At 39.6% G+C, this 18053-nt stretch carries 12 protein-coding genes, 1 tRNA gene and 1 pseudogene; 5 read left to right on the top strand and 9 right to left on the bottom strand.

Going from position 1 to position 18053, the window contains the following annotated elements; genetic code table 11:
- Positions 1 to 463: pseudogene (prfC, locus tag ACILP5_RS07905) on the top strand (peptide chain release factor 3); the annotation flags it as partial.
- Here the strand turns inward: prfC and ACILP5_RS07900 are convergent.
- The 7 genes from ACILP5_RS07900 to ACILP5_RS07870 form a co-directional block, all read right to left on the bottom strand.
- The gene (locus ACILP5_RS07900; RefSeq protein ID WP_395618117.1) at positions 460 to 1656 is read right to left on the bottom strand and encodes a Gfo/Idh/MocA family protein; all 1197 of its coding nucleotides are present in this window, start codon (positions 1654 to 1656) and stop codon (positions 460 to 462) included. The pseudogene prfC and the gene ACILP5_RS07900 sit on opposite strands and share 4 nt — an antisense overlap.
- The gene (locus ACILP5_RS07895; RefSeq protein WP_395618116.1) at positions 1656 to 2471 is read right to left on the bottom strand and encodes a phytanoyl-CoA dioxygenase family protein; all 816 of its coding nucleotides are present in this window, start codon (positions 2469 to 2471) and stop codon (positions 1656 to 1658) included. Before ACILP5_RS07895 ends, ACILP5_RS07900 begins: the two co-directional genes overlap by 1 nt.
- A 273-nt stretch (positions 2472 to 2744) precedes the next feature.
- The gene (locus tag ACILP5_RS07890) at positions 2745 to 2912 is read right to left on the bottom strand and encodes a hypothetical protein (RefSeq protein ID WP_395618115.1); all 168 of its coding nucleotides are present in this window, start codon (positions 2910 to 2912) and stop codon (positions 2745 to 2747) included.
- Positions 2909 to 3358, bottom strand: coding sequence for a hypothetical protein (locus ACILP5_RS07885; protein WP_395618114.1), 450 nt, complete (start codon positions 3356 to 3358; stop codon positions 2909 to 2911). Before ACILP5_RS07885 ends, ACILP5_RS07890 begins: the two co-directional genes overlap by 4 nt.
- A gap of 220 nt (positions 3359 to 3578) precedes the next feature.
- The gene (locus tag ACILP5_RS07880) at positions 3579 to 5315 is read right to left on the bottom strand and encodes a phospho-sugar mutase (protein WP_395618113.1); all 1737 of its coding nucleotides are present in this window, start codon (positions 5313 to 5315) and stop codon (positions 3579 to 3581) included.
- Between the two features lies 1 nt (position 5316).
- Positions 5317 to 6090 (bottom strand): diaminopimelate epimerase, encoded by a 774-nt coding sequence (gene dapF, locus ACILP5_RS07875; RefSeq protein WP_395618112.1) that lies wholly within the window; start codon positions 6088 to 6090, stop codon positions 5317 to 5319.
- 18 nt (positions 6091 to 6108) lie between these two features.
- Positions 6109 to 6627: a DinB family protein gene (locus ACILP5_RS07870; RefSeq protein ID WP_395618111.1), complete on the bottom strand. Its 519-nt coding sequence runs from the start codon at positions 6625 to 6627 to the stop codon at positions 6109 to 6111.
- Between the two features lie 75 nt (positions 6628 to 6702).
- Between ACILP5_RS07870 and ACILP5_RS07865 the strand changes: the two genes are divergently transcribed.
- Positions 6703 to 6779: transfer RNA gene (locus tag ACILP5_RS07865), tRNA-Asp, on the top strand.
- Between the two features lie 47 nt (positions 6780 to 6826).
- Here the strand turns inward: ACILP5_RS07865 and ACILP5_RS07860 are convergent.
- Positions 6827 to 8998, bottom strand: coding sequence for a B12-binding domain-containing radical SAM protein (locus ACILP5_RS07860; RefSeq protein WP_395618110.1), 2172 nt, complete (start codon positions 8996 to 8998; stop codon positions 6827 to 6829).
- 205 nt (positions 8999 to 9203) lie between these two features.
- Positions 9204 to 14891 carry a T9SS type A sorting domain-containing protein gene (locus ACILP5_RS07855; protein WP_395618109.1) on the bottom strand — a complete coding sequence of 1896 codons (5688 nt, stop codon included), beginning with the start codon at positions 14889 to 14891 and terminating at the stop codon, positions 9204 to 9206.
- 130 nt (positions 14892 to 15021) lie between these two features.
- On the opposite strand from ACILP5_RS07855, the gene ACILP5_RS07850 reads away from it, so the two are divergent.
- The 3 genes from ACILP5_RS07850 to ACILP5_RS07840 are packed head-to-tail and all read left to right on the top strand — an operon-like array spanning position 15022 to position 18051.
- Entirely contained in the window at positions 15022 to 15894 is an 873-nt protein-coding gene (locus ACILP5_RS07850) for a PIG-L deacetylase family protein (RefSeq protein WP_395618108.1), read from the top strand.
- Positions 15895 to 15913: 19 nt separating this feature from the next.
- The gene (locus ACILP5_RS07845) at positions 15914 to 16564 is read left to right on the top strand and encodes a DUF1080 domain-containing protein (protein ID WP_395618107.1); all 651 of its coding nucleotides are present in this window, start codon (positions 15914 to 15916) and stop codon (positions 16562 to 16564) included.
- Positions 16561 to 18051, top strand: coding sequence for a Gfo/Idh/MocA family protein (locus ACILP5_RS07840; protein ID WP_395618106.1), 1491 nt, complete (start codon positions 16561 to 16563; stop codon positions 18049 to 18051). Before ACILP5_RS07845 ends, ACILP5_RS07840 begins: the two co-directional genes overlap by 4 nt.
- Positions 18052 to 18053 lie beyond the last annotated feature (2 nt).

Raw genomic sequence — 18053 nt, 5'->3', positions numbered from 1 at the left:
TGAAGGGGAAGTTTTGAACTACCAAGGTATTCCCTCTTTCTCTCCAGAAATTTTTAAGGAGTTAATTAACCTCGATCCGATGAAGGCCAAACAGCTCGAAAAAGGCATCGATCAATTAACCGATGAAGGAGTGGCCCAATTATTCTTACAACCGCAGCTCGGAAATCGCAAGATAGTGGGTACGGTAGGAGAACTTCAATACGAAGTAATTCAATACCGTTTAGAGCATGAATATGGTGCGAAGTGCCGCTTCGACGGTATGTCTGTTACTAAAGCCTGCTGGATTACCTCTGAGGATCCGAAGAAATTACAAGAATTCGTCCGCCTAAAGGGCCAAAACATCGCCCAAGACAAAGACGGCAACTACGTCTTCTTAGCTGAATCTGACTGGATTCTTCGCATGAATCAAACGAACAATCCGGAGATTGAATTTCACTTTACGAGTGAGTTTAAATTAGCTTAGGCAAGCAGGGCTATTTCAGAAATTACGCCGGTTGATTTATCTTTCAGAATAATTTTTTTATCTCCATTCGGAAGAATTTCTTCTTTGATGAGCCAATGCTTTTCATCGTATGCTTGGTAAACGGATGGCTTTGAAAGTCCTCTTTTCCCGCGCCACTCCGGTAGTTGAACGGGTTCCCAAAGCTTGGTTTTTGCCGATTTATACGCTGCATCAATAATTGCATTGACTACGTAACCATCATAAAAAGTTTCGCGCGGCTGTATACCTTTTTCATACGCATCAAACATATCATTGAACATCGTAGGGTAGCCTAGTTCATGCGCTTCGTCACCAACTGGGAACTGCCAGCCCACATTTGTTTCGGCTTTCTCAGCCACATAATTATCCGTGTTTCCACTTGTAAACATCTCAAATCCGGTACGCAAAAATGAATTAACCCAAATAGTCCCTTCCGTTCCCATTACCTCATCTCGCAAGTCCATTCCGCCTCTAAACGTCCACGAAACTTCGAACTGACCGATGGCTCCATTCTCATATTTGACTAAACCAATCGCATGATCCTCTGCATCAATGGGCTTCACTTGCGTATCTGCCCAGCACATAACCTCTACGGGAAGCACATCTTTACCTATAAAATTACGCGCAATCTCAATGCAATGACAGCCTAAATCGACCACGGCTCCACCTCCTGCTTTGTCCATATCCCAAAACCAATCAGCATGCGGGCCAGGATGTGTCTCCCTGGATTTAGCCCAAAGAACTCTTCCTATCGCCCCGTCCTCCACACTTTTAACCGATTTTAAAAACTTAGGCGTATAACACAAGTCTTCTAAATACCCGGCGAAAACACCCGCTTTCTCGCATGCTAAGGTCATTCTCAGCGCTTCTTCAGCCGTTCGGCCCAAAGGTTTTGTACACAAAACCGCTTTTTTATGTTTCACACAAAGCATGACCGCTTCTTCGTGCAAATAGTTAGGTAAGGCAATAACAATAAATTCAGATTCCGGATGTGCAATGGCATCCTCCATCTCTGTGCAGTAATGAGGAACGTCATAATCCTTTGCAAAACGAGAAGCTGTGGCTTCTTTCCTAGAATAAACCACTGTGACGCTATCTTTACTACGTCTACCACATAGGGATTCAGCGTAAAATCGACCGATGAAACCACCACCTAGAATACATACTTTTGCCATTATTTATTGATTTTTAACGTGATCTCTTCTTCTTTAGCCAGGAAGTCAGCCCCGATAACTGCTTTTTTTCCACTTTCTAAAATTGCCTCATCAGGCACTATGCTGATGGGCGTTATACAGGATGTATTTTTCTCCAAAAAAGGTTTGTTTGAAGCTATATTATAGGCTGATATGACTGACCAGCGGGCATTATCTGATAAATTTGCCTCCGATCTATGCAGTAAATTAGGATGAAAAAACAGCACATCTCCCGCCTTTAATTCGCAATAAACAAGTTCCGAAACCTTAGCCGCCTCTTCCACAAAGGCCATATCGGCCCCTTGCTGTTCCCCCGCAAAATGGTGTTCTATTCTTTGCATATGATGCGTCCCTTTCAACACTTGAAGGCAACCATTTTCGATAGTCGCATCCGTGAGTGCAATCATCACCGAAACCATCGACTCAGGGAATAGAAACCCATTTTTGTACCAATAGCCATAATCCTGATGCCATTCCCATGCACCACCTACGCGTGGTTCTTTCTGCATGACTTTGGAATGAAAATGACAGACCTCACCTTCGCCTAAAAGGCTTTGGACAGACGTAACCATGCGCTTACACCTGGACATAAGCCCGAAAGAATCATCTCCAGCCGTAAACCAAAGCGTTAGCTTCGTTTTCTTGCCCGTCTGATCATTCAAATCAAAGGCGTGGTTAACCACGGAGTCATCGGTCGCAACCTGAAATAACAAGTCAATTTCTTCTTTAGAAAAAAAGTAGGGAACGTGGATAAATCCATCCTGCTTATAGGCATGGATTTGAGATTCAGTCAACATAGTTATTGGTTTTATTGGCTGAATTTATGGATAATTTTGATAGGTTGTATCCCGGGGAGAGGAGAGATTATAGAGTAGAGAGTATAGATTAAAGCACAAAGAATAAAGCACAAAGCATAAAGTTGGAATCTCCTGCGGAGATGACTACATGAAGTATTTCTGAATACATAAAAAATGGGGCCTGAGCCCCTAAAAAAAGATTAGAGATAAGAGAGCAAAGAGTAGAGATATAAATCTACTCTCTCTACTCTCTACTCTCTACTCTCTACTCTATTATCTATTATCTCCAAACTTTAATTCAAACTCCTTACTAGCTGCTGCTAGTCTTGCCATAATTTGTTCAGGTGTCAAATCTTTCATCTCAAGACTGATTTTTGTTTTGATTCGGCGGAATGTTTTTACTGTGTCAAAACCTTCCTTTACTAGTAATTCCTTTTTCATATGATTTCCCTAGGGGATTTAATTGGAATTTTAACATAACCATAAGCTGAATTTACGTGATTATAACCAGTAATTCTATTTGAGTTTACAATATGTTTGAAGTTCCAGCTTAGGAGTGCGTCAACTCTATATAAAGTAGCAGTAGCGATATGAATGCAGTCGTCCAAACTTGTTAAACCCACTACTTTGTGTTTAATATAAAGGGCTGCTAATTCGAGACATTCGGGAGTTACTAAAATTTTCTGTTTGAATTCTTTAGGGATTTTTTCAACCAATTTACTTATTCGACTTGGGGCTAGAATTAATTCTTCCTCACATAAATCAGAGTAGATGCACAAAATTTTACCTTCTGCTATAAGATCAAAAATTTGCTTCGTTTCTTTAGAAAATTCTGGATCAAAAAATCCACCAAATATGGAAGTGTCAAAATAGCAGCGCTGAATCATTTGAGAAATTAAATGTTCAGCAAGCACTGGAATTAATAGGAGCAAGTGTGAAAATTAACTGATAATCTAGTTAATTAATCATTTTACTGATAAATAATGGGGCCTGAGCCCCTAAAAAAAGAGTAGAGATAAGAGAGCAAAGAGTATAGACGTAAATCTTCTATCTCTACTCTATAATCTCTACTCTATAATCTTCTATCTCTACTCTATAATCTCTACTCTAAACCAATCCTAAATCCCCCTGTATAACCCCCACCTTCTCTTGCAACTCCGCATAAACAGTAAAAAAGTCAGCCGCTGAAGCTAAAGGAGCGTTCACCGAAACGTAGAACTTGATTTTAGGTTCGGTGCCTGATGGTCTAGCGGAAACTTTAGATCCGTCTGCTAATATTAGTTGAATCACGTTTGATGCCTCGATTCCTAAACCTACTTTGATAGGAGTGGATTCTCCCGTTAGTAAGTCAGTCGAAACTAAACCCTCGTAGTCTAATACGCGAACTGGTTTAGAACCTGCAACGGTAGCTGGGACGTTTGAGCGAAGGTTGATCATCATTTGTTTGATCTCCTCGGCGCCAGCTTTTCCTTTTTTGGTCAAGGAGATAAGACCTTCGTAGTAGAAATTGTTTTCTACATACATCTCAGCAAGGAAGTCGAATAATGATTTGCCTTGGTCTTTTGCATAAGCGGTTAATTCGGCGATCATGGCACATGAGGCCACTGCGTCTTTGTCGCGCACGGCATCTCCGATTAAATAGCCGTAGGACTCTTCGCCACCGCCTAGGAATTTTTCTTTTCCTTCTAATTCGCGGATTACTTGGGCGATGTATTTGAAACCGGTTAAGGTATTATAGCAAGGTACGCCTTTAGAGGCACACATTTTGTCGATTAAGTCGGTTGTCACGATGGTCTTCGCGGCGAACTCATTGCCCTTTAAATCCGATACTTTTAATAAGTAATACAGGATTAAGCTGGCCATTTGGTTCCCGTTCAAAAGGGCCCATTCGCCGTCTGGGCTTTTTACAGCGGCGCCTACGCGGTCTGCGTCGGGGTCAGTGGCGATGACGAGGTCGGCATCGATTTCTTTGGCTTTATTTAAGGCCAAAGTCAAAGCTTCCTTCTCCTCCGGATTCGGGTAGATCACCGTAGGGAAATTTCCATTCGGAATGGCTTGTTCGTCTACGATAGTCACTGCTTCAAATCCTAATAATTTCAAGGCCGGCGGTACTAGGGTAATTCCGGTTCCGTGAATAGGGGAGAAGACGATTTTGAGGTCTTTTTGGCGTTTAATCACCTCCGGCTGGCGGCAGTTGACTAAAATAGTTTGTAGGTAGGCCTCGTCGATGGCACTGTCTAAAAGGTGTAACAACGTATCGTTTCCAGAGAACTTAATATCAGCAATGCTCGTGATCGCATTTACCTCGTTTACAATGTTTTTATCGTGCGGTGCAACCACTTGTGATCCGTCAGACCAATAAGCCTTATAACCGTTGTATTCCTTTGGATTATGCGATGCGGTGATCACGATTCCTGCTTGGCAGCCAAGGTGGCGCACCGTAAAGGATAATTGTGGGGTAGGGCGTAAGGCTGGGAATAAGTAAACCTCAATGCCGTTCGCTGTGAAGATGTCTGCAGCGATGCGCGTGAATTCAGGCGAGTTGTTGCGAGAATCGTGGGCGATAGCTACTTTGATTTTTTGGCCTGGTAAAGATGCGTTTAAATAGTTTGCAAAACCTTGTGTGGCTGCGCCTACCGTGTATTTGTTCATGCGATTCGAACCTACTCCCATCTCGCCGCGCATACCGCCTGTTCCGAATTCCAGCGATTTGTAAAAGGAATCGGTCAAAGTCGTTTGGTCGCCTTTCGCGATTAATTCCTGAATCGTCGCTTTCGTCGTAGCGTCGTAGGGGCCCGAAAGCCATTGGTCGATGTTTTGTTGAGTGGTTAAATCCAAGGTCATGTTACACAGATATAGTCCCGGTAAACACGTGTTTCGCCGGTCCGATTAAGAATATATTAGTAAATCCAGAGATGGCATCGCCGTCGAAATTCACGGCTAATTCACCTCCTAGAGTTTTAATTTTAATGGGAGTTTGTACGTTTTGAAAGGTTTTAGCTACTAAAGCCGCCGCCGTTACGCCCGTACCGCACGAATAAGTTTCATCTTCCACTCCGCGCTCATAGGTGCGAACGAAGAGGGTTTGGTCATCTAATTTCTCTACGAAATTAGCGTTAGTTCCATTGATGGGTTGGTATGCTTCTGAATAACGAATCGCTGAACCGGTATTTTTGACATCAAAAAACTGCACCTGCTTTGTAAAACGCACGAAATGCGGTGAACCCGTATTCGTAAAATAATCGTCGTTATGCTGCTCTATACCTTTCACATCCATCATCTGCAACGAGATGGTTTCAGGATTGATATAGGCCAAATGTGGTCCATCTACCGCGATGAAACTAGCTTTCTCTTTCACAATACCCTGATCAGCTGCAAAGCGGACTAAACACCGACCGCCATTTCCACACATTGTACCTTCGGTTCCATCGGCATTAAAATAGACCATTTTGAAATCATAGGCTTCAGCCTCTTGCAAAAGCATGAAACCATCGGCCCCTATCCCAAAACGACGGTGGCAAAGTTTCGCAATTGCCTCTTGATTTAAGTCAAAAGTCTTTTCGCGGTCATCCACCACCACAAAATCATTTCCAGTACCTTGGTATTTAAAAAATTGCATAGTGCAATATTAAGTATTTTAGGCTAAATACCGCTCCTTCATTATCGTAAGGTGGTGTTTTTCGTGTCCAGCGATCATCCAGGCCCAGGCTCTCGCACTGGTTTTTTTGCCATTCGCTTCACCCATTTGGTTCCAATGTTTCGTTGAGAAGGAATGTAAAAGCGCTAATGTGGCTGCTCTAGTGGCTTTGTACTGCGTTACAATAGCTGCCACCTCTTGTGTTTCGTACTCGGAGGCTGCTTGGTATTCATTTTCATCAAAACCAGGTAAGGGTGTTTTTTCGCCTCTGGATATCGCCAAAACCCGGTATGACACAATCCTTTCCGTATCCACCATATGGCCTAATAAACCCTTTAGGCTCCACTTTCCTGGGGCATAGGCTTTGTCTGCTTGGCCATTACCTGCATTTTCAAAGATTTCAATCAATTCATTGAATTGATTATTTAACACCTCGAACAAATTTTCATCTGCCTCAAAGTTCAGATATTCAGCGAAGTACGGCGCATTCGGGTATTCATAGCTAGCAGGTACGTGCATATTTTCGTATTTTTTTACTCAAAGGTATTGTTTCAAAGCATAAATTCCCTAATTTTGTGCCACTAATTACAAGACGGTCCGGTAGTTCAGTTGGTTAGAATACATGCCTGTCACGCATGGGGTCGCGGGTTCGAGTCCCGTCCGGACCGCCAACTAAGAGAAAAGCTTCAAAGAAATTTGAGGCTTTTTTGTTTTATTATTACACCACCAGCAATCCCATCTCCCGTAATTCTTCTGCGATTTCTCCTTCCCAGAATTTGTCGAAATTACCTAAGCTAGCTTTAGAATAAGCAGCTTGAAATTCTGCAAAGGTTCCTGTTTTTTCAGTTCCTAGGGATAGTGTAGGTAATGTATTCAAGAGCCAGGCTCCTAGTTTTTCCGGTACCTCTAATTCTACTTCTTCTCTTCCTAGACTGAAAGAAATTCTTTTTTTATCTAAATAAGGCGAAGGCCCGAGCCAAACAATTTTAGCCGTAGCCTTAGGGAAGGTATCTTCTTTTTGATTTAAAATGCGAGCAATGTAATTTTTAGGAATCTGCGTCCGTGGAATTTTGAAATCAAACCAATCCTGAAGCGGCATATCTAAACCGATGCCATGCATGTAATTAAATAATGACTTCTTTAATCCCTCACTAAATAGGGCATGATCTGTACCGGTAGGATCGGCATGCTCTAAATCGTTATTCGCGAAGCTACCTGGTTCAGGATTCAGAATTTCTATTTTGTAGGCGTCCGGATTCAGTCCCACTGGACTATGTGCAGTTAGAGCAAATTGATGCCAAAACCCAGAATGCACTACTCCATTTTCTACCAACTGTCTCACAACTTCAAGCGAATCTACCGTTTCTTGTGCGGTCTGGGTCGGAAATCCATACATTAAATAGGCATGGACTAAAATGCCCGCTTGCGTAAAATGATCAGCTACTTGGGCCACTTGTGACACGGTCACCCCTTTATCAATTAATTCCAAAAGTCGATCTGAGGCCACTTCTAAACCACCCGAAACGGCAATGCAACCTGAGCGAACGAGTAATTGACATAGGTCTTTGGTAAAACTCTTCTCAAAACGAATATTCGTCCACCAAACCACCGTTAAACCACGGCGAATAATTTCAATCGCCACATCGCGCATTAAGGCGGGAGGTGCCGCTTCATCCACAAAATGAAATCCATTATTTCCCGTTTGCTTAATCATTGCCTCCATGCGATCGACTAACAGGGGAGCCGTTGTGAATTCGTAGTCTTTGATGTAGGATAAAGAAACATCACAGAACGTACATTTGCCCCAATAACAGCCATGCGCTAACGTCAATTTGTTCCAGCGCCCATCGCTCCACAAGCGGTGCATGGGGTTCGCAATTTCAATGACCGATAGATATTGATCTAATTTAAGATCTGAATAATCCGGAATGCCCACGTCTTTTTGCTTGACATCGGAATCTTTTGATCCATTGAGGTAAGTGACCTTCCCATCGATGCAACAAAAAGTACGTTTCAAATCTTTTAATTCTCGTGAACCTTTTAAGTGTTCCAAAAGGTTCATCAAAGGCGTCTCCCCATCATCTAGCGTAATAAAGTCAACAAATTCAAAAACGCGGGGTTCTTGCAAAGAACGTAATTCGGTATTCGCATATCCTCCGCCAAAGGCTACTTTTATCTGAGGATGGTGTTTTTTGATCCACTGTCCACACCGAAGGGCACTATATAAATTACCGGGGAAAGGAGCTGTGATGGCGACTAAATCAGGCTGTTCAGCTTGTATTTTTTCAGCTAAAATAGCCACTAATAAGTCATCAATATAGGTAAGTGGCGCGTTCAGCGCATCGTGTAATTCATGAAAAGTAGAAGCTGAACGACCGAGCCTCTCTGCATACCGGCTAAATCCAAAATACGGGTCCACCGCATCGATAATCAAGTCAGAGATATCTTCTAAGTACAATGTGGCTAAATGCCTCGCTTTATCCCGCACCCCCATACTTCCAAAGGCCCATTCTAAATCCGTTACTTGCTGAAAACGCGATGCTTCCGGCAGGTAATTTTGTTCGCCTATGACATGGGCAAGGGTAGGATTTTTATCGTGTAAAAAGGAAATAACTGGATCGATGGTGCGAATGTAGGCCTGTTTTAGTCGAAGCATTCGCTGGCTATTTTCAGTCAGTATTTTGCCAGAATCCTCAATGAGCGCAAATAACTGCTTAAGTCCGCTGGATGAAAAAAGCTGCAATATAACTTCCAAGCCTAGGTCGGCCTGGTAGGATGGTAAACCTCGGGTATTCATAAACCCCTTCAAATAAGCCGTTGCTGGGTAGGGCGTATTTAATTGGGTAAAAGGTGGGGTAATGAAAAATACCTTGGGGTCTTTTGAGCTCATCTACGTCAAAAGTACTTGAAAAGCAGGGAAAAGAAAAAAGCAGACCATCTATTGATAGCCTGCTTTCTTTTTTTCTCTTTTTTCTTCTTTTTTCTCCTTCGGAGTTTTAGCGGGTTCTTTCTTTGCCGCCTTTTGGGAATTCATGCCTTTGGCCATCTTTTTGGGGTTTAGGATGGCAAGGTCGGGAAAATAGTTGAAATACTATTTATTGAACCTTACTAATTTTAATGGCCTTTTTATTCGAATTGTCATTTGATTCGAGATGCAGTATATAATTACCTCCACTTAAATGACCGAGATCGATAAATTCACCATTTGAAACAGCTTGTTTTTTGAAATGAACAGACCCTAACATATCCAGAACTTTTACTTGTGAAGTTTTACCAAATTCAACAGGGAAACTCACCTTAAATCGATTTGAAAATGGATTAGGGGCTACTTGAACTTGCTCTAAAATGGTTTCTTCTGCTGAAGTGACCACTACATTATAGGGGCTACTAATTGCACTTTCGCAAGGAGTTATCACTTTAACCGTATAATTACCACTATTAGTAGGAACAATAGTTTTCTGTGTTGCATTATCTATCTTAACATCATTAAAATACCATTGAATACCATTTGAAGCACTTGAACTTAGACTTCCGTTAACATCCAAGGTTATTGTAGGAGTAGGTGGTATGGGGTTAACCACAACGGTGACATCGGAACTAAAGGCGCTACTGCAATCACTGGTGGATGCTTTTACTTTATATACGCCTGATGAGGTAACTGTATAGGTAGTAGAGTTTGAGTTGGTAATCGCATTTCCATTTAGGAACCATTGGTTATTGGGTGTTCCGCTACTTGTCAGAATTACATTATTACCTGCACAGAAAGTAAGTGAAGATGAGTTGGAAATAGTTGGAGTTGCAACGACAGCTAATTTAATTACTGATAAACTGTCTGTTTTAGTTTCACAGCCTAAACTATCCACCTTAGTAATTAAGACTTTTTGTGTTTCAAGGAATGACTTAGCAGTTACATTTAAGGTATCCACTTTTGTGCCAAAATACCAAATATATTTATCCCCTTTTACACTATTTGTTATGGATAATTTAAGTGTATCGCTAGCACAAAAACTGTATTTTGACGTGTTTAAGATAGGCTTTGGTGCATTCTCGCAGAACAATTTAGTTGCGTAGGTTTTTATTTTATCATCATACGTGTCCAATGCAAAAACCTTATAGGTAGCATTAGCAAAGGTATTTCCTTCTAATGGGATTTTTATGCCAGTTATCGTCGTCTTGTTTTTCGAATTATCGTAGCTGTAGTTGAGATTCTGATCAAATACAACTGTTTTTTTCAATACCTTATTGACATAAAGTTCATATCCATATTTTAATCCATTTATGATATTTCCGTTCACGCGGTGTTCATTTAAATTGATATCGACAGAATTAGATAACGTTAATTCAAAACCTTTGAAATTACCTCCGTCTATCCTGTTTTCAGTAATAATTGAGAAGGGGAACGGGGCAATGTTCTTTTTACTTAAAATCATATCCGCCTTTTTTAAGTAAATATCATTTTTAACTGGTAATGCAAAAGGTACTGTGTAGCTAACTCCACTCGAATCCGGGATACTGGAATTGAAATTCATAGCTAATAAGTGCTCTACATTGTTGACTTCAGTTGCATCTAAATTAGGTGGGAAATAGGTGAATGGTTTACTGTTTATTTTAGGCTCTAATAAAACTGGTCTATGGGTTATTAATTTGGCAGAATCCTTAACAACAAATTTCTGGATAAAACGGTAATCAAGACCTATATAAGCTGTATCAGAAGGAAATGTTAATTTGGAGAAATCATATAAGGATACGAATGAAGTTGTTGGATTCGCAGCGAATTGAATTCTAGACTCATTAATTTTGTATTTACTAACAGGTGAATAATTTAAGTCCGATTTTGTGTAAACATTTAAGTAATCTGGTTGCGATGATGTTAGTAATTCATTTTTCCCATCTTTATCAATGTCGTGCAATGAATAGGTGTTTAATCCAGTAAATGATTCTAGGCGCAATGTATTTCCATTCACCGTATATTCTCCATTATCATTAAACAAATTGAAATCAGTGCTTTTGAAATTTTGGGGGTAATTAAAGTTTTCAATGGTTGCTAAATCAGTCAATTTGTACTTGCCCTGACTATCCTGTTTGAAATAGTATAAGGTGTTGAATTTGCCATTCCAGCTTGGGTATTTTAAAAATTGATTTATTCCTCCCAATTCTGGATAAGGCATACTGCCTAACTGAGGGTAAATATCCGTTATCCCATCTCCATCTACATCGATAAAATAAACCCTACCGCTATTGTCCAGAGAAAGTGTCTTACTTTCATTATTCGAAAAGAATTCAGAGGTTACGTTCGTTAAATTTTTGTTTACCACTTCATAAATTCTAAAATATTGCATGGTTGTTCCCTCAGTAAAATTAGTTGTCCCCACTAATTTTCGTACAGGTGATCCATATTGATCACTATAGAAGAACAATAATAAATTACGATTTGATTTATTTGGCAATACCCTAACGTCCTTAGGATCAATAGACCAGTTAGGATTCTCTAAGAACTCTGCGGCATTAAATATTTTCTTGAATGAGACTGAATTAGTCTGAAAATTGAAATCTAAATAGCCAAACTCTCTATCTGGTGTTAAGTTTGCGGTGAATGTATTTCCTTTTGAAATAGAAGTTAGTACCTCTTTTTCAGCATCATTATCCATATTTAGTGCATGCATTAAATTGCCTTCTTGAATACTGAAGTTGCCAATGCTACTTATGTCCATAATGTCCGCAAACAAAGTTCCATTGCCTTGGTTTTTATAAACAATGATATTTTGATAATTCGAATCGTAGTTATTTGTAAAATTATCTATTGAATTAAAGAGATTTCTAGCTGTTATAATGATATCTAAATCGCCGTCTCCGTCAATATCAGTCGTTGAGCTAGCCTGTGGCCATAGAAAACGGACCACATCTTTTTTGATATTATCAGAGTAGGTTAATTTAGTTTTGGTTACGTCAATGATTACTCCATTATTGATTTCATATACTCTAGGCGTAAACCATAAATAATCATTATCGAAATAATAATCTTCATATTTTGTTAAACCTTTTGATTGGTAAAATAAATCAAAGTTGTTAACACCAATTTGATTCAGAGGTGTTGGGTCTTGAAACGTATAGTTGAAGACATATTTTTTGCTATTTAACGAATCATAAACGACTTTTGAACCGTCGGCAAGAATGACATCTTTTTTCTCCAAGGTGAATTTGTAATCTGATGCAATAGATCCTTTTAGATAAATTCTAGGATTACCTGAAGGTAGATCCCATGCCCCATCTAAATATTCTTTAGCTCTCATCATGATGTCGAATTTTCCATCGAGATCATAATCTTCTAGCCTATTGCCAAAATAGTTTAATCCATCTAAACCTTCCGTTTGGTACATAATATGGTTATAGCCATTATTTGCTTGGTCTGGCATTAGAAAGCGGAATGTGGAAGGCGAAGTCCCATTTCTAAAATTATTTTGTGAAGGCTGTGGAGTTGAATTTTCGAGTACATCCATCACATTGAATGTTCTTTCAATGATGGTAAATGTATTATAGCGCGTATTTGTAACCTTAATGGGAACGACTATTTTTTTGGTTTTAATTGTCTCAAAATCAATCGCGGCTTTCACAAATAATTTATTTCCTGATAATCCGATGAAGTCATTCGGTTCAACTAATGAAAAGGTAAAATCAGCAATTGAGATAGGACTACTAACAGTGATGGTGTCTATGTTTGAATTGACTGGAGTATTTTCTTTAAGTTCAATCAATTTTGAATTGAATTGAAAATCAACTGTTGGTTGTAAAAGTTGATCTGTATTATTTCCTGTGAGTAATATCTCATTCTTTCCGTCTTTGTCAAAATCATGGAACATAAATTGACCATTGGCATAAGTTTCATTGATTTTTATGGAATTAGGTTTTCCAGTTGAGTTATCATCGGAGTAACTAATTAAATTACCTAAACGTTTAATCTGGTATTTTGAATTAACTAAATCAAAATACTGAAATCCAGTATAGTTATTCCAATAGCCATACCAGCCCTCTTTGGGGAAAAAGGGATAATAGGTTGGATCTAAGGCATTAAAGTAGGGGATTATCTCTAATTCTGGATCAGCGTCCATATTTACAAATTGAAAGTTACCGCCATTTTTGGAAGAGACTTTGATATTATTTGTTGTGCCTTCAAAATAGGAAGAGGTTTGATCTATAATAGTCCCATTAGATGTAATTTCGACTATTCTATAAAATTGCTGGGATGGATAAGGGTTTTCATTACCTACGGTTGAAAATTCTTTGGCAAAGCAAAAAACAACTTCTTGCGTACCATTTTTATTGATATCTTCCGCATAAACGTCACTTAAAACATAGTTTAAGTAGTTGTCCTTTGAAGCATTATCACTGTAAGGAATGAAATCTTTTAGATCATTGAATGCAAATCCTTTATTCTTATTGTTTAAGGCATAAACAATTCGATTTGGCTTGTGCGCTCCCGATAATTTTTCTAAACTAAAAATTAAGTCGCCATATCCATCTTGATTAACGTCCACTAAATAGGGGAGCATCGTTGAAATACGTCTTTGAAAGCCCTCTGACATAAAATCAGCAACTTCTGAGTTCAAAATCTTTGTTAATGAAAATTGGTAGTTTGTATTTTCAATTCTCCAAACGCCATCGCTCACAACAATAATGTCATTGTCTCCGTCTTTTTCTATATCCCCCGCGCTTCCAAACAGTGATGCAGATAAAGGAATACCATCTGGTACTAGGTTTCTTTTATCTACTAATTTGCCATTAGATATTTCATAAAATGTTAATTTCTTTAAATACATTAACTTGTTGTAGGCGGAGGCGGTATCCCCTTTAAAATCAATGTTATCTCTTAATCCTGCTGATTTAGCAAATTCAGGATGAAGCGTGTCAGGGGATTGATGGTATCCTTCACCCCAGCCGATAATTTCTTTCTTACCATCATTGTTTAGATCAATAATTGAAGCCCGATTTACATTATGAAACATAGCAGATGGCTGACTATTGGGGTATGACATGTCCTCATTGTCATTTCTGATGTTGAAGGTGTTATCATTATTCTTTGTTAAGTATTTGTACAATGGGAGATACATTCCTCCTGTATTGAAAAAATTGCCTCTATAAAAAGCATTATTTGTAGCTAAGATAAAATCATCAATTTTGTCATTATTTAGATCATCGAAAATTAAAAAGGGACTATAGCTAAATGGGATAATCATGTTATAGTTGAAATTTCCCTTTTGATTGGCATAATTAGAGACTAAATTTCTTGGAAGTATTTGACGCTTATAAGTCCCATTATTGATTAGGTAGTAATCTTGATTTGATGCTCTATTAAAAACATAGACCTTATTCGATATACCTGGTTTTTTTCTGGAACTTATATAGAGTATCGGATGAAATTCATTTCCTGTGCCTGAGGACTCTTTGGCGGCAAGTATATCAATGGTAAATCTAGATCCAGTTTCTCCGTCTTTTCCTCGTTTAACTACCGCATTGCTTGTTTGTAGAAAATTATTGACAAAGGGATAATCTGGGGTTGTTGAAATATAAAGGTCTAACCCTTTTAGGCTTACGTCAGAAATATCTAAATCTATAGCACTCTGATTATAAAGCGTTAAGTTAGATGGGTTTTGGCCGTTAATTAATATTTTATTGGAAGCGAATGTTACTTTATAATTCGTTCCAAAATCTACGGATGCATTTTGTCCAAAAGAAATTACACCATTTAATAAAAGTAAAATTAGTGCGAATAGTTTATTGGGTTTCATATTCCTGATATAGTCTAGTTTATCTCAAATTTAAAAACCTAAAAAATATTTTCCCAGAACAACTTATTTAACGGTATCTCTTTATTTTCTACACTTAATTGCCTAACATTGAGACACTAAACCTATGAAAATGAAAAACTTACTAGTAGCTATCTGCTTAATCGTTAGCATCGGATTGCAAGCCCAAACAAAACCATTACGCATTATCTTTATCGGTGCTCACCCGGATGATTGCGATATCAAAGGGGGTGGAACGGCCGCTCTTTTTGTAGAAATGGGTCATCAAGTGAAGTTTTTGTCTGTAACGAATGGGGATGCAGGTCATCAATTACAAGGTGGAGGAATGTTAGCTAAACGTCGGATTGCGGAGACGAAAGAGGTGGCAAAGCGTTTGGGAGTTTCCTATGATGTGTTAGATAATCACGACGGGGAATTGTTACCCTCCTTAGAAATTCGTTTACAAATCATTCGTAAAATTAGGGAGTGGAAGGCGGATGTTGTCATTGCTCCTCGGTCGAATGATTACCATCCGGATCATCGCTATACGGGAGTTTTAGTACAGGATGCAGCCTTTATGGTGGGCGTTCCTAATGTCGCACCTGATACAGAACCTTTACGAAAAAATCCAGTTTTCTTATATTTTCAGGATAATTTCAAAAAGCCTAATCCCTTTCAGCCTGAAATAGCCGTGGATATTACACCTGTGATCGAAAAGAAAATAGCTGGCCTAGATGCGCATCAATCTCAGTTTTATGAGTGGTTGCCGTGGGTAGGGAATTATGAAGAAGAGGTTCCAAAAGACCCGGCGAAATACAAGGCTTACCTGTTGCAGAAGCGGGTTTCTAAACCTAATGCGGACGTTCAAAAAAGTTTGGAGAAATGGTATGGTTCCGCTCGTGCTTCGAAGGCGCTTTATGCGGAAGCCTTTGAGATTTGTGAATATGGCACGCAACCTACTGAAGCTGATATTCGAAGATTGTTTCCTATGCTAAAAACAGATTAAGTCTACAAAAATGAATAAAATGAAATCCCTCTGCCTTTTGGCCTTAATATTTTTTTTAAGCACTAACGTAATTGCTCAGGCCTGGAAGCCGCTGTTTAATGGGAAAGATTTAACCGGATGGAAGCACGTAGGCGGCGGCAGCAGATTCGTTGAAAATGGATTATTAGCGAGTAAAGGTGGTATGGGACTTTTGTTTTGGACCGGTGGAAAATTAGGAAATTGTCAAATCCGCGTCGTTTATAAAATGCAAAACTTCAATAGCAATTCGGGTGTATTTATTCGCGTACCAGTGGAGCCTAAGGAAGAATGGATGCCAGTATTTTACGGCTATGAAGTGCAAATCGATAATCATCCAGAGACCTCTAACGAAGATGAATACCACATCAGTGGAACACTATATGCCTTTACAAAGCCTAAAAGCAAGCCTGGAAAGCCGGGTCCAGAATGGAATACCTTGTTGATTACCTTAGATGGTCCTCGAACGATTGTTTATTTAAATGATCAATTAGTCACAGACTATCGAGAAGGGGAACCTGTTCCTCCGCGTAAGTTTGACTTTGAACCCTATCCAGGTATTCGACCGAATTCTGGTTATTTTGGGTTGCAAAATCACGGCGATGAAGATATTGTTTATTTTAAAGAAGTAGCAGTTAGACCCCTAAAAAAATGAAACGTTCCGAATTTATCAAGAAGAGTACTTTAGCTTCGGCAAGTTTTTTCATTGTGCCACGTCACGTGTTGGGCGGTAAAGGTTTTGTCGCGCCGAGTGACAAATTGGTTATCGCGGCCATCGGTTGCGGAGGCGAGGGGGATAATGATATTCAGCATTTGGCCAAAACTCCAAATAATAACTCAACCATCGGATTTTTATGTGACGTGGATGATCGTCAAGGAGCGTCTAAACGCAAGCAATTTCCAAAAGCTATATATTACCAAGATTGGCGCGAATTATTCGACAAGGAAAACAAAAATTTCGATGCGGTTACCGTTGCCATACCGGATCATAATCATGCCGTAGTCGGTTTACGAGCGATGCAAATGAAGAAACATTTGTACCTTCAAAAGCCCTTAACTCACGACATTCACGAGGCAAGAATTATCACTCAGGCCGCCAGTAAATACAAAGTTGTTACACAGATGGGTGATCAAGGCGCTTCATGTGAAGGTATGCAAACGATGCGAGAATGGATCGAGGCTGATTTGATTGGAGAAATCAATAAAGTGTATTGTTGGACAGATCGTCCTGTTTGGCCACAAGGTATTTCTTGGCCTAAAACTCCGGCTAAAATTCCGAAAGAACTAAATTGGGATTTGTGGTTAGGGACGGCGCAGAATACGAATTACATTGAGAATTTAGTGCCCTTTAATTGGAGAGGTTGGTGGGATTTTGGGACAGGGGCATTAGGTGATATGGGTTGTCATATCATGGGTCCTCCCTTTAAATTATTGAATTTAGGCTATCCCACGGAGGTCTCTGGAAGTGCGTCCACAACTTATAGTGGTGTATTTAAAGAGTCTGCATTCCCTGAAAGTGGTCCTATTTCTAGTTCATTGAAATACCGATTTCAACAGTCAAATGGCACCGATTTGGATTTGTATTGGATGGATGGGGGTATCACGCCAGAACGTTTACAAGCTTTAGTTCCGGAGGTAAATATGAACGATGCTTTAGGGGATTATCCAGGCGAAAACGATTTCGAAGGTGCTACTTTATTTGTGGGAAGTAAGGGCGTAATTGCCTGTGGTTGGGGAGGAAGTCATCCGCGACTTTTCTCTAAAGAATTGCAAGAAAAGGCGAATTATATTCCTCAAAAATATCCGCGCGTAAAAGGTGGAATGGATGGACATTGGTGGCAGTGGATTGATGCGAGTATTGCAGGATATGGAAATATGGAGGTGAGTTCTCCATTTGAAGGATATGGAGGACCTTTAACCGAAACCGTTTTATTAGGGAATTTATTGCTTCGTAGCTTTAATATTCGCGAAAAAGTGGAGCGAATTGATCCCGTTTATGGAAAGATGACAGGCTACAAATACAGCGGTCGATATAAGGCATTGAAGTGGGATGGGGCATCTATGCGCGTAACGAATTATGAGCCTGCGAATCAATTTGTCAAGAGAGAATATCGCAAAGGGTGGGGCGATTTAGTTATCTAGTT

The sequence above is a fragment of the Aquirufa sp. genome, from assembly GCF_044239315.1.
In the GTDB taxonomy this organism is placed as follows: Bacteria; Bacteroidota; Bacteroidia; order Cytophagales; family Spirosomataceae; genus Aquirufa.
The sequence above is the reverse complement of the archived record's forward strand: the minus strand, read 5'-3'. Positions and strand labels throughout refer to the sequence as shown.

Bases quoted from the DNA above. Each gene is read 5' to 3' on its own strand.
- ACILP5_RS07880 (WP_395618113.1), bottom strand. From the start codon at position 5,315: ATGACCTTGGATTTAACCACTCAACAAAACATCGACCAATGGCTTTCG.
- ACILP5_RS07850 (WP_395618108.1), top strand. From the start codon at position 15,022: ATGAAAAACTTACTAGTAGCTATCTGCTTAATCGTTAGCATCGGATTG.
- ACILP5_RS07890 (WP_395618115.1), bottom strand. From the start codon at position 2,912: ATGAAAAAGGAATTACTAGTAAAGGAAGGTTTTGACACAGTAAAAACA.
- ACILP5_RS07840 (WP_395618106.1), top strand. From the start codon at position 16,561: ATGAAACGTTCCGAATTTATCAAGAAGAGTACTTTAGCTTCGGCAAGT.
- ACILP5_RS07845 (WP_395618107.1), top strand. From the start codon at position 15,914: ATGAAATCCCTCTGCCTTTTGGCCTTAATATTTTTTTTAAGCACTAAC.
- ACILP5_RS07870 (WP_395618111.1), bottom strand. From the start codon at position 6,627: ATGCACGTACCTGCTAGCTATGAATACCCGAATGCGCCGTACTTCGCT.
- ACILP5_RS07900 (WP_395618117.1), bottom strand. From the start codon at position 1,656: ATGGCAAAAGTATGTATTCTAGGTGGTGGTTTCATCGGTCGATTTTAC.
- ACILP5_RS07860 (WP_395618110.1), bottom strand. From the start codon at position 8,998: ATGAGCTCAAAAGACCCCAAGGTATTTTTCATTACCCCACCTTTTACC.
- ACILP5_RS07885 (WP_395618114.1), bottom strand. From the start codon at position 3,358: ATGATTCAGCGCTGCTATTTTGACACTTCCATATTTGGTGGATTTTTT.
- dapF (WP_395618112.1), bottom strand. From the start codon at position 6,090: ATGCAATTTTTTAAATACCAAGGTACTGGAAATGATTTTGTGGTGGTG.
- ACILP5_RS07895 (WP_395618116.1), bottom strand. From the start codon at position 2,471: ATGTTGACTGAATCTCAAATCCATGCCTATAAGCAGGATGGATTTATC.
- ACILP5_RS07855 (WP_395618109.1), bottom strand. From the start codon at position 14,891: ATGAAACCCAATAAACTATTCGCACTAATTTTACTTTTATTAAATGGT.